Here is a 12,150-nt window from a genome sequence, read left to right as displayed (position 1 = left end):
ACGCCAAGCCCATCACGCTGATGCGTTCGATCAGCAAAAGCCGACCTTGGTACGTCAATCTGGCATTCTTATGGCTGTTCACCCGGCCACCTTTATCTGAGAGTTCTGAAGCGTCGTAACTCCAGTCTCCCAGACCAGGTCGGGTGAACAACCTATCGAGACATCACAGCTAGCCCGCCTCGTTCTCGATCACCTGTTCGTTCTCGAACAGCTGCAGCGCTGCCCGCCCGACCTGGCGCGTGTCCCAATACGCATAGGCGCCGACCCCCGCCGCGCCGATCAGCGGCACCCAGCGCGACAGCATCCGGCTGGCGGCCTTCTTGCCCAGGTGCACGCCGATGGCCTCGGCCACGCGTTGCAGCAGCACCTGCGCGGCCGGGCGCACGATGACGCGCTCGCCGACGCGCACCGTCAGGTCGCGCAGGGCCTGCGCAGCCGTGTGGCGGAACAGGCACCACAGCATCTGCGCCGGGCCGAGGTCGGCGCTGCGGCCATAGAGGGCGGCAATGTCGGCCACCAGTTGGCGCTGGATCTGCCAGACGGCCAGCATCTCCGGCGCGATGGTGGCCCAGCCCAGCGGCCCCGGCGGCAGGGCCAGCGTGCCGGCGGCCAGGCCGGCCTTGGCTGCGGCGCCCTCGATGGCACGCGCCGCCGCATCCCGGGGCCGCGCGCTGGGCGTACATCCGGTGTCAGGCGGCTGCGCTACCAGCGCCAGCACCCTTTCGCCCAGGTTGGCTTGCGTCTCCATGCCTTTGCTCCAGTGCCGCGAACTGCACACCACGTGCACTGTCCCTTGCGCGGCATCAAAGATTCGCATAGTTTCACATCCTCGTGCTAACTTCGATTCAACATGGAGCCTGGCGGCGGATGCACGCGCCGCCACCACACAGGGAGAACAACCATGAATATCTTCAAGGACCTTCGCATCGGCCTGCGCCTGGGTCTCGGCTTCGCGGTCTCCATCTTGTTCAGCGTTGCGCTGGCGCTGTATGCACGTGGCCAGCTGAGGCAGATCAACGACGAGCTGGCGCTGATGGTCAAGGACCGTGTCGTCAAGGTCGAGCAGCTCGAACAGGTCAAGCACAACGTCAATCTGACGGCACGCACGGTGCGCAACATCGTGCTGCTGAGCGATCCAGCCGCCATTCAGAAGGAACTGGACACGATTGCGGGCAACCGCAAGAGCACGGGTGACCTGTTTCAGAAGCTGCAGGCCTCGATCACCTCCAGCCAGGGCACCAAGCTGCTGGCCGCCACCGCCGAAGCACGGGCGCCCTATGTCGCAACGCTGCAGCGCGTGACCGACCTTGGCGTGCAGCAGCAAAAGGACGCCGCACGCGACCTGCTCCTGGGCGACGTGCAGGCCAAACAGCAGGCCTATTTCGCCGCGCTCGACGCCCTGATCGACTACCAGAAGGAGCTGATGCGCACATCGGCGCAGCTTGCCGATGGCACCGTGAGCTTTGCCTCGGCAGCCATGCTGATCGCGGCGGCATTGGCAGGCGCCGTGGGTGTGGCGCTGGCGCTGTTGATCACGCGCTCGGTGGTGGGCCCGATCCAGGACGCGGTGCGCGCTGCCGAGACCGTGGCAGCCGGTGATCTGAGGCTGCATCTGACGACCGATCGCCGAGACGAAGCGGGCCAGCTGCTGGCCGCGCTGCAACGCATGAACGACGCGCTGGTCGACATCGTCGGCACGGTGCGCGGCAACGCCGACAGCGTCGTCATGGCCAGCGGCCAGATCGCCCAGGGCAATGCCAACCTGAGCCAGCGCACCGAGCAGCAGGCCAGCAATCTGCAACAGACGGCCGCGTCCATGGAGGAGCTGACCGCGACGGTCAGCCACAACACCGATATCTCCCGCCAGGCCGCCCAGCTCGCCAACAGCGCGGCGCGCGTGGCCGAGAGCGGCAGCCAGGTCGTGGGCCAGGTGGTGAACACGATGGAGCAGATCACGGCCAGCTCCAGGAAGATCGCCGACATCACCGGCGTCATCGACGGCATCGCCTTCCAGACCAACATCCTGGCCCTGAACGCAGCCGTGGAAGCTGCGCGCGCCGGCGAACAGGGCCGGGGCTTTGCCGTCGTGGCCGGCGAAGTGCGCAGCCTGGCCCAGCGCAGCGCCGAAGCCGCGCGCGAGATCAAGGTCCTGATCAACGCCAGCGTTGAACGCATCCAGACGGGCAACGGCCTGGTCGGCGACGCCGGTCGCACGATGGGCGAAGTGGTCGGACAGGTGCAGCGCGTGGCCGACCTGATCAGCGAGATCAGCGCGGCCAGCGTCGAGCAGAGCAAGGGCATCGGCCAGATCGGCGAGGCGGTCAGCCAGCTCGACGAAGTCACCCAGCAAAATGCCGCCCTCGTCGAGGAGAGCGCCGCCGCGGCCGAGAGCCTGCGCATCCAGGCCAGCCAACTCGCCGGCACGGTTGCGGCCTTCAAGCTCGACGCCGTGGCCGCGCCCAGGGCGGCGCCTGCCTCGTTCTAGGCGCTGCGGCCGCGCGCACACCGCCGTTGGCCCGCCGGCTGTGCCCACGGGCGCTAGGCACCCCCCAGCACGGGCAGCGGCGGTAGTTGTTGGCTTTTCGCGGCGGTAACGCCGCTAAAAACGCCTTGCGTGGCGCCGGCCTGAAGGAAGAGACTCGGGGCACGGAATACGGCTCGACACGAAGCCCAGGCCGATCAGGGAGCGTCACCCACAAGGAGACCCACCATGAACCTCCTCACGCGCCTGCGGATCGGCCAGCGTCTCGGCCTGGCTTTCACCATCTCCATCGCCTTCACCGTGTTGCTGGCCGCCTATGCGCGAACGGCGCTCCTTGGCATCGACCACGAGCTCGAGGTGATGGTCGAAGATCGAATGGTCAAGGTCGAGCAGCTCGAACAGATCAAGGACAACGTCAACATCAACGCACTGGCCGTGCGCAATGTGCTGCTGCTGTCTGATGCCGAGGGCAAACGCAAGCAGCTGAGCGATGTCGACGCCGCTGCCAAGCGCACGGCCGAGCTGTTCGAGAAGCTCGACGCCAGCGTGCCGCCGGGGCGGGGGCGCGAAATATTGGGCGGCGTCGTGCAGGCCAGGCAGCTGTTCGTGGCCTCGGTGCGCAGGGTCATCGATCTGGGCCTGAAGGACGACACGGAGAAGGCCCGCAACCTGCTGCTCAGCGAGACGCATGAGTTGCAGCTCAAGTATTTCCAGCAGCTCGACGCGCTGATCGCCTATCAGAAGGAGTTGATGCACGCCGCGGCCGCCGCGGCGAACGCGACCGTTGACTTTGCCGGCATCGCGGTCATCGTCGCGGCCGCTGCCGCGCTGGCCCTCGGCGTGGCCATGGCCCTGCTGATCACCCGCTCGGTGGTGGGCCCGATCCGCCAGGCCGTGGCCGCCGCCGAGACGGTGGCTGCAGGGGACTTGCGCCTGCATCTGTCCACCGACCGCACGGACGAGGCCGGCCAGTTGCTCAACGCGCTGCAGCGCATGAACGACTCCCTGGTGGGCATCGTCGGCGCGGTGCGCGGCAATGCCGAGAGCGTCGCCACGGCCAGCGGCCAGATTGCCCAGGGCAACGCCGACCTGAGCCAGCGCACCGAACAGCAGGCCAGCAACCTGCAGGAGACCGCCGCCTCCATGGAGGAGCTGAGCGCGACGGTCAAGCACAACACCGACACCGCCCACCAGGCCGCGCAGCTGGCAGGCAGCGCAGCTCGCGTGGCCGAGAGCGGCGGCCAGGTCATGGGCCAGATGGTGTCCACCATGGATGAGATCACGACCAGCTCGAAGAAGATTTCCGACATCATCGGCGTCATCGACGGCATCGCCTTCCAGACCAACATCCTGGCGCTGAACGCGGCCGTCGAGGCGGCACGGGCCGGCGAGCAGGGGCGTGGTTTCGCCGTCGTGGCCGGCGAGGTGCGGGCCCTGGCGCAGCGCAGCGCCCAGGCCGCGCGGGAGATCAAGGCGCTGATCGGAGCCAGCGTCGAACGTGTCGAAGCCGGCAACAAGCTGGTGGGCGAAGCCGGCAGCACCATGGACGAGGTCGTTGGCCAGGTGCGCCGCGTGGCGGACCTGATCAGCGAGATCAGCGCCGCCAGCAGCGAGCAGGGCAAGGGCATCGGCCAGATCGGCGATGCCGTCAACCAGCTCGACCAGGTCACGCAGCAGAACGCCGCCCTGGTGGAGGAGAGCGCGGCGGCCGCCGAGAGCCTGCGCATCCAGGCCGGCCAACTGGCCGAGACGGTGGCAGCCTTCAAGCTCGACGCCGTCAACGCGGCCCGTCCGGCTGCGGCGCCCGTCAGCCGGCCGAGGACGGCCGGCGTGGCCAGGCCGGCTCCCGCGCGCCCGGCGAAGGCGCGCGCGGTGGCGCCCAGGGCTGCTCCGGTTCCGGCCGCCGTTGCGGTGGCCGCCGACGGCGACGACTGGACGTCGTTCTAGTTGAGCGAACATGGGGCTCCCCATCCAGGAGCCCCAGAGATGCACAACGTCCCCTGGCGCGGCGTCTTCCCCGCCGTCACCACCAAGTTCCATGCCGACGAAAGCCTCGACTTCGCAGGCACGGCGCGCCACATCGACTTCCAGATCCGCAACGGCATCCATGGCGTCGTCTGCTGCGGCTCGCTGGGCGAAGCCAGCACGCTGACGCTGGACGAGAAGCTGGCCGTCGCCCGCTGCGCGCTGGATGCTGCCAACGGCCGCGTGCCGGTGCTGGCCACGGTGTCGGAGGCGAGCACCCGCGAAGCGCTGCGCTTCATCGAGGGCGCCAACGCTTTGGGCGTGGCCGGCTACATGGTCATGCCCTCGGTCATCTACGTGGCCGATGCGCGCGAGGCGATGGCCAATGTGCGCACCTATGCCCATGCCGCCCAGCGGCCGCTGATGGTCTACAACAACCCGGTCGCCTACCGCGTCGACCTCAAGCCCGAACACTTCGCCGAACTGGCCGACTGTGAACATGTCGCCGCCATCAAGGAAAGCAGCGGCGACGTGACCCGCATCACCGATCTGCGCAACCTGCTCGGTGACCGCTACCAGCTCTTCATGGGCGTGGACGATCTCGCCTTCGAGGGCCTGGCGCTGGGCTGCGACGGGCTGCTGGCCGGCGTCGGCTGCGCCTTCCCGCGCGAGACGGTGGCCCTGTTCAACCTGATGCAGGAAGGCCGCTGGGACGAGGCCCGCGCCATCTACCGCTGGATGACGCCGCTGCTGCACCTGGATGTGTCGACCAAGCTGGTGCAGAACCTCAAGCTCATCGACCTGCTGGTGGGCGTGGGCAGCGAGCACATGCGCCGGCCACGGCTGCCCGTCATCGGCGCGGAGCGGGAGCGCATCGAGGCCCTCGTCGCGAAGGCACTGGCGACACGGCCGGCTCATTGCCAGTCGCAACCATGAAGCGCATCCAGATCATCGACTCGCACACCGGCGGCGAGCCGACGCGTGTCGTCATCGACGGCTTTCCCGATCTCGGCGCTGGCACCATGGCCGAGAGACGGGAACTGCTGGCCCGCGAGCACGACCGCTACCGCCGCGCAACGCTGCTGGAGCCGCGTGGCAGTGAGGTCCTCGTCGGCGCCCTGCTCTGCCCGCCACAGGACCCAGCCCACACGGCCGGCGTCATCTTCTTCAACAACGCCGGCTACCTTGGCATGTGCGGCCACGGCACCATCGGCCTGATGGCGACGCTGGCCCATCTGGGCCGCGTCGAAGCCGGCGAGCACATCATCGAGACGCCGGTGGGCCAGGTGCGGGCCACCCTGCACAAGGACGGGAAGGTGAGCGTGCGCAATGTGCCGGCCTACCGCCTGGCGGCCGGTGTCAGCGTCGAGCTGCCGACGGGCCAGACCGTAACGGGCGACATCGCCTGGGGCGGCAACTGGTTCTTCCTGTGCGCCGACCATGGCCAGGCCATCGCGCCCGCGCACGTCGCGGCACTGACCGACTACGCCGCCATGCTGGGCCAGGCCCTGCAGGACCAGGGCCACCGCGGCACTGACCAAGCCGTCATCGACCACATCGAACTCTTCGCCGACGTCGACCCGGCCCTCGCCGACTCGCGCAGCTTCGTGCTCTGCCCCGGCCGCCAGTACGACCGCTCGCCCTGTGGCACCGGCACCAGCGCCAAGCTGGCCTGCCTCGCGGCCGCGGGCAAGCTGAGCGCCGGCGAGGTGTGGCGCCAGGCCAGCGTCATCGGCAGCGTCTTCGACGGCTGGTTCGAGAAGGAAGGAGCAAGCATCATTCCCACCATCCGCGGCCAGGCCTACATCAGCGCTGAGGCCACGCTGCTGATCGCGCCAGATGACCCGTTCGGCTGGGGCCTGCCGTAGCGCCAACAGAGGCCCTGGCGATATCCCCGCGCTTTCGTGAGTCATTGAAACTTGGGGCTGCACCGCGGCGAAAGCGACGGCAAACTGAAGGCGTCGTTGAAAGGAGTCGTTGCGCATGCCAGCGGAGCAAGCCACGCTATCCCGCCCCGAGGGCCCCAAGCCGCATTCGGCACCGCAGCCGCCCACCGTGCTGCGCGAGCTGCTTGCACGCGCCGATGTGCAGATCAACGGCGCACGGCCCTGGGACATGCGCGTCAACGATGCCCGCTCCTACCGCCGCATCCTGACGCAATGGTCACTGGGCGCCGGCGAGGCCTATGTCGACGGCGACTGGGACTGCGAGCGGCTGGACATGATGTTCGACCGCCTGCTGCGCGCCCAGCTCGATCGCACTGCGCCGGCCTCGGCGCGCTGGAAGCTGCTGCTGGAGAGCCTGCGCCATCGCCTGTTCAATCTGCAGAGCGAGGCACGCGCCCACCAGGTTGGCGAGCACCACTACGACGTCGGCAACGATGTCTTCGAAGCCATGCTGGACTCGCGCATGATCTATTCCTGCGCCTACTGGGAGCATGCCCAGGATCTGGAGCAGGCTCAGGCGCACAAGCTGGAGATGATCTGCCGCAAGCTGGAACTGCAGCCCGGCGAGACGCTGCTGGACATCGGCTGCGGCTGGGGCGGCCTGGCGCGCCATGCGGCCGAGCGCTTCGGCGTGCGCGTCACCGGCATCACCATCAGCAAGGAACAACTGGCCCTGGYCGAGAAGCGTTGTGAAGGCCTGCCTGTCACGCTGCTGCTGCAGGACTACCGCTCGTTCCAATGCGCCGATGACCGTCGCTTCGACAAGATCGTCTCGGTCGGCATGTTCGAGCACGTGGGGCTGAAGAACTACGGCGTCTACTTCGACACCGCCCGCCGGCTGCTGGCGCCCGAGGGCCTCTTCCTGCTGCACAGCATCGGCGTGGACCAGCGCGCGCCGCATACCGACCCCTGGATCGAGCGCTACATCTTCCCCAACGGCAAGCTGCCCTCGCCCGTCGAGCTGGCCGGCGCGCTGGAGGGCCGCTTCATCATCGAGGACTGGCACAACTTCGGCCCCGACTACGACCGCACGCTGATGAGTTGGGCCGAGCGTTTCGAGGCGGCCTGGCCGCGCCTGGCCGCCCGCTACGACGAAGGCTTCCGGCGCATGTTCCGCTACTACCTGCTGAGCTGCGCCGGCTTCTTCCGCTCCCGCCAGGGCCAGCTGTGGCAGCTGGTGCTGAGCCGGCCGGAGCGGCGCGGCGTGTACCGCTCCGTCAGGCCGCCATCACCGCACACCTGACTGCAGGGCGGCATCAAGACGTTGCCCGCCCTCGGGCTCAGCCACCTTCGCGCTGGTGTTGCAGCGTGGCTGCGACATGGGCAAACGCGGGCAGGAGTTCGTCCCAGGCCTGGCGAGCAAGCGGCCGCGGCTTGCGCAGCGCGCCGGCCTGCGCTGGCGCCCGCAGCGCTCGCCGGCCAGCGAAGGCCACGGTGTTGCTGCATTCCTTGTCGCCCACCAGAAGAACCGCGCCGTCGAAGGCGCGATCCAGGCGGGCCACATGGCGCTGGAACTCGGGGTGGGCGGTGTGCAGGTTGACCACCAGCAGGCCGTCTTCGCGCAGCGCCGTGCGGCAGTCGTCGTAGAAGGCCTGCGAGCACAGGGCCGGCGGCTGGCCTTCATGGTCGAAGCCATCCACCAGCAACACGTCCAGCCGGTCCTGGGTGTGGCGCACGAAGTCGGCCCCGTCGCCGCGCCGCACGCGCAGGCGCGCATCGTCCGGTGGCACCTGGAACTGCTCGCGCAACGCGATGACGTGGGGGTTGATCTCGACGACCTCGATGCGCGTATCCGGCAGCTCGCGGTGGCAGAACTTGGCCATGGAGCCCCCGCCCAGCCCGATCATGGCCAGCGTCTCGGGCCGCGGCACGAACAGCAGGAAGGCCATCATCGTGCGCGTGTAGGCCAGGTCCAGCGCATGCGGGTGCTGCACCTTCATGCGGCTCTGGATTTCGCAGATCGTGAAATGCATGGCCCGGGTATCCAGCGTCTCATAGACGAAGGGCTTGACGAACTGGTGTGGGTCGGCGGTGTCGGGCATGGCGTGCGGGAAAGGCAGCAGCGCTCAGGCGCGCTGCAGGTCGTTGATCAGCGGCGGCGAGGCCATCAGCACCAGCAGCAATGCGATGGGCAGGGTGGCCGAGAAACCGAAGTGCTTGAAGGCCAGCGCGCCGATGAGGCCGCCGACGAAGAACAGGCCCAGCACCAGGCTGTGGATAAAAAGCTTGTCGCGATTGGCGCGGACGAAGTGCACAGAATCGGGCGACGTGGCGCGGTTCCAGTACAGCAGCCGGCCCAGCTCGATGCCCAGGTCCGTCACCACGCCCGTCATGTGGGTGGTGCGGATCTCGGCCTGGGAGATCTTGGTCACGATGGCGTTCTGCAGGCCCATGATGAAGCACAGCAGCAGCACGGCTGTCGGCACCAGCAGGTAGGCCAGCGTGTCGAGGTGGGCCCCCAGCAGGCCGAAAGCCAGCAGCAGCGCAGCCTCCAGCAGCAGGGCGAGCGCGTACCGGCTGTGCATGTGGCGCCGGCGCGCCCAGTTGATCAACAGGGCCGAGCAGGCCGCCCCCGCGATGAAGGCCAGCAGCGAGGCCAGCCCGGTCAACGCCAGCGCGACGCCGCCGGTGGCGAGATCGTCGGCCACGCCGGAGATCACGCCCGTCATGTGCGAGGTGTAGCGCTGCACGGCCAGGAAGCCGCCCGCGTTGACCGCCCCGGCCACGAAGGCCAGCACCGCGCCGAGCTGCCGATTGGCCGACCGCGTGCGGTGCCTGCCGGTGAGGCGGTGCAGGAAGCTGATGGTCACAGCGCTAATTTAGTTTGAATTCAATATGATTGCAATTATCATTTGATGAACATGAGGAGCCGGCATGGAACAAAAGACCGCCCGCCTGACGGTGCTGATTGATCCGGACAAGAAGAAGGCCTTCGAGACCCTGTGCGCGCAGCAGGACCAGACACCCTCGCAGGTGGTGAGGCGCCTGATTCGCGACTACCTGGCCGCGCATGGCGTGGACTACAAGCCGGACACAGCGGCGTCTCGCTGAGCCGAGCCGGTGCGTCGGGGCCGTGCGTGCGGCTCAGAGGGTGAGAGTTTTTCAGACGCGCCCGAAAGGCGCGTCAAAACGCCCTCGAACTAGGCGCAAAGCACAGCCATAGCGGGCTATGGCGAGCATTTGCAACGACGGGCGAGGGTGTTTTGGCGTGCAAGGCGGGCGTGGATGAAAAGCACTCGCCCTCTCAGTCGTCGCCGCGGCCGATGTAGGCGCGGATGGCCGCGATGCGGTTCGAGGGCTCGAACTCGAACACGTCGACGACGTGAATCGTGTCGCAGCCATTGATGGCGATCTTCAGCTCGGCCGCGGCGCCATTTGGTCGCTCGTAAGCCGCCAGCACATCGATCGCCAGGCTCGCGACGGACTCGAAGTTCTTGCGCGTCTCGGCCAGTGCCGCAGCCTTGCCAACGACGCGGATCTTCCAGTCGCGCAGCGTGATGGCGTCGGCGAACATGGGCTCAATCGCAGCGAGGTCGCGCGCTGCATAGGCGGCCAGGTAGGCGCGCACGAGGTCGAGTCGGTCCGTCATCGCCAGCTGTCCATGAAACGGTGGTTGTCCAGGGCTGGATGATCGCCGAGGCACGGGATGACACCCACACGAAACCTCGCTTCGCGCCAGGACAATCCGCGCCCCATGAGCCGACTCCAACAACTCCAGGCACGCATTCCCGAAGGGTCTGCCGTGCTCTTCCTGATCCAGGTCTTCGCGACGCTGGGCTTCGCAGTCCTGCAGTTCACGCTGACGCTGTACACCACGCGCCACCACGGGTTCACCAGCGAGCAGGCCGCATTGATCACCGGCGTGTTCGGCGCCTTCAACTATGGGTTGCACCTGTTCGGTGGCTACCTGGGCGGCCGTTTCCTGAGCAACCGCAACCTGTTCGTGGGCGGCATGCTGCTGCAGGTGCTGGGCTGCGGCACCGTCGCCGGCGGCAGCCTCGAAGGCCTGTACTGGGGCATGGCCCTGTTCCTGACCGGCAGCGGCCTGAACGTGACCTGCGTGAACATGATGCTGACGCAGCGCTTCACCCCCGAGGACAACCGCCGTGAGGCCGCCTTCCTGTGGAACTACGCCGGCATGAACGTCGGCTTCTTCATCGGCTTCACGGTGTCGGGCGTGTTCCAGCTCAGTGAGGACTACGCCTCGCTGTTCTGGTTCGCGACCCTGGGCAATGCCGCGGCCATCGTGGTGGCGCTGATCTTCTGGCGCACCCTGGCCGACCGCAACACGTCGCTCGCCCAGCGCCGTGGTGTGGCCTTCTGGGGGCGCTTCGCCATTGGCAGCGCCATCCTGGTGGGCCTGGTGCCGCTGCTGGTCTGGCTGCTGAAGCAGCCGGGCGACACCGCCATCGGCATGAAGGCCTTCTGTGCTCTGGTTGCCATCGCCCTTGTCGTCATCACGGTTCGTCATCCGGTGCAGGCTGAGAAGCAGCGCATGAAGGCCTATCTGGTGCTGACCCTGGGCTCGCTGGTGTTCTGGTCGCTCTACCAGATGGCCCCGAACGGCCTGCAGCTCTATGCGGTGGGCAATGTGCTGATGAACGTCTGGGGCGTGGCCGTGGCGCCGCAGTGGGTGCAGAACATCAACACCGTCACCATCGTCATCGGCGGGCCGCTGCTGGCCGCCCTCTTCACTCGCTGGCGCGCCCGCGGCTGGCCGGTGGACATCCCGATGCAGTTCGCCGCGGCCATCGTGCTGATGGGCCTGGGCTTTCTCGTGCTGCCTGTAGGCATCCACTTCGCCGACGCCTCGGGCCGTGCTGACTTCTCCTGGCTCTTCCTCAGCTATGTGCTGCAGTCGGTGGGCGAGCTGCTGATCTCGCCCATCGGCTACGCCATGATCGGCCGACTGGCGCCGCGGCAATACCAGGGCGTCATGATGGGCAGCTGGATGCTGGTGACGGGCCTGGCGTCACTTTTTGCCGGCGACTTCTCGGGCGTGGTGTCCCAGCCGGTGGATGGCTCACCGCTGACGACGAACGCGGCCTATGCGACGCTGTTCACGCAGCTGGCGGTCGGCAGCCTGGTCACGGGCGCCGCGCTGTTCGCGCTGCGGCCGTGGCTGCGGCGCCTGATTGGCGCCTGAGCCGCGGCGGCGCACCAGCTTGCAGCGGCCTGTCCAGGGCCTGGCTGCCGTTGCCAAACAGTTGACGCTGCGCATTGCATCAGCGCGGCAACGGCATGACGTCCCGTCGTCGCGCCGCTAGGCCGCCACTCAAGGGCGAAGGTCGCGTAGACATGAGCGGCCGCCCAGGCCTGCCGGACGCGCTTCGGGTGCGGCAACCTGCCTTGATGGCATGATTTTCCGCCCGGGCCTGACCCGCTGGTTCAGTCGCCCCGACGCTGACAAGATGGGCGCATGAGATTCCTCGCTGCCCTGCTCCTGTCCGCTGCGCTCGCGCTGAGCGCCACTGCCCATGCCGGCACCGCCATCGTCATCGGTGGCGCCTTGAAGAACGACAACGAGGCTGTCTGGCAGCGTATCGTCGATGAGTCCGGCGGCGCCGGTGCGCGCATCGCCGTGTTCGCCACGGCGGCGGCCAACCCGGAGCGCAGCGCCGGCCTCATCGTCGCGGCGCTGAACCGCCACGGCGCCAATGCCGAGGCCATTCCCGTTGCGCCGCGCCAGAAGGACATCGACCTGCAGGCCAACCTCAACGACCCGGCACTGATCGCCAAGGTCGCAGCCTCGAAAGC

At 67.9% G+C, this 12,150-nt stretch carries 11 protein-coding genes and 1 pseudogene; 8 read left to right on the top strand and 4 right to left on the bottom strand.

The window, feature by feature from the left end; all coding sequences use genetic code 11:
- Nucleotides 1-169: 169 nt before the first annotated feature.
- Complete coding sequence (locus tag AC1DU6_RS09540; RefSeq protein WP_056202643.1) at nt 170-748, bottom strand: hypothetical protein; 579 nt, start codon at nt 746-748, stop codon at nt 170-172.
- Between the two features lie 153 nt (nt 749-901).
- Between AC1DU6_RS09540 and AC1DU6_RS09535 the strand changes: the two genes are divergently transcribed.
- From AC1DU6_RS09535 to cfa, 5 genes are all read left to right on the top strand, one after another.
- Nucleotides 902-2,485 (top strand): methyl-accepting chemotaxis protein, encoded by a 1,584-nt coding sequence (locus AC1DU6_RS09535; protein ID WP_457442796.1) that lies wholly within the window; start codon nt 902-904, stop codon nt 2,483-2,485.
- A gap of 225 nt (nt 2,486-2,710) precedes the next feature.
- Nucleotides 2,711-4,429 (top strand): methyl-accepting chemotaxis protein, encoded by a 1,719-nt coding sequence (locus AC1DU6_RS09530; protein WP_457323221.1) that lies wholly within the window; start codon nt 2,711-2,713, stop codon nt 4,427-4,429.
- 39 nt (nt 4,430-4,468) lie between these two features.
- The gene (locus tag AC1DU6_RS09525) at nt 4,469-5,383 is read left to right on the top strand and encodes a dihydrodipicolinate synthase family protein (RefSeq protein ID WP_056202635.1); all 915 of its coding nucleotides are present in this window, start codon (nt 4,469-4,471) and stop codon (nt 5,381-5,383) included.
- A complete protein-coding gene (locus AC1DU6_RS09520; RefSeq protein ID WP_457323222.1) occupies nt 5,380-6,315 on the top strand; it encodes a 4-hydroxyproline epimerase in 936 nt (311 codons plus the stop codon). The genes AC1DU6_RS09525 and AC1DU6_RS09520 overlap by 4 nt, the downstream gene beginning before the upstream one ends.
- 115 nt (nt 6,316-6,430) lie before the next feature.
- On the top strand, nt 6,431-7,636 hold the full coding sequence (cfa, locus tag AC1DU6_RS09515) for a cyclopropane fatty acyl phospholipid synthase (RefSeq protein WP_477856888.1): 1,206 nt from the start codon (nt 6,431-6,433) through the stop codon (nt 7,634-7,636).
- 37 nt (nt 7,637-7,673) lie between these two features.
- Here the strand turns inward: cfa and AC1DU6_RS09510 are convergent, their stop codons facing one another.
- Both AC1DU6_RS09510 and AC1DU6_RS09505 read right to left on the bottom strand, forming a co-directional pair.
- Nucleotides 7,674-8,435 (bottom strand): spermine/spermidine synthase domain-containing protein, encoded by a 762-nt coding sequence (locus AC1DU6_RS09510; protein WP_056202626.1) that lies wholly within the window; start codon nt 8,433-8,435, stop codon nt 7,674-7,676.
- A gap of 24 nt (nt 8,436-8,459) precedes the next feature.
- On the bottom strand, nt 8,460-9,203 hold the full coding sequence (locus AC1DU6_RS09505; protein ID WP_477856886.1) for a YoaK family protein: 744 nt from the start codon (nt 9,201-9,203) through the stop codon (nt 8,460-8,462).
- 64 nt (nt 9,204-9,267) lie between these two features.
- Here AC1DU6_RS09505 and AC1DU6_RS09500 point away from each other — a divergent pair, with 64 nt between their 5' ends.
- Nucleotides 9,268-9,444: a ribbon-helix-helix protein, CopG family gene (locus AC1DU6_RS09500; protein WP_056202621.1), complete on the top strand. Its 177-nt coding sequence runs from the start codon at nt 9,268-9,270 to the stop codon at nt 9,442-9,444.
- 193 nt (nt 9,445-9,637) lie between these two features.
- Here AC1DU6_RS09500 and AC1DU6_RS09495 read toward each other — a convergent pair whose 3' ends face one another.
- Nucleotides 9,638-9,982, bottom strand: coding sequence for a nuclear transport factor 2 family protein (locus tag AC1DU6_RS09495; RefSeq protein ID WP_477856884.1), 345 nt, complete (start codon nt 9,980-9,982; stop codon nt 9,638-9,640).
- Nucleotides 9,983-10,087: 105 nt separating this feature from the next.
- Between AC1DU6_RS09495 and AC1DU6_RS09490 the strand changes: the two genes are divergently transcribed.
- The gene (locus tag AC1DU6_RS09490; protein WP_477856883.1) at nt 10,088-11,539 is read left to right on the top strand and encodes a peptide MFS transporter; all 1,452 of its coding nucleotides are present in this window, start codon (nt 10,088-10,090) and stop codon (nt 11,537-11,539) included.
- A gap of 273 nt (nt 11,540-11,812) precedes the next feature.
- Nucleotides 11,813-12,150: pseudogene (locus AC1DU6_RS09485) on the top strand (cyanophycinase); the annotation flags it as partial.

The organism is Roseateles sp. P5_B10, from assembly GCF_056400485.1.
This window is presented reverse-complemented; position numbering and strand designations above follow the sequence as displayed.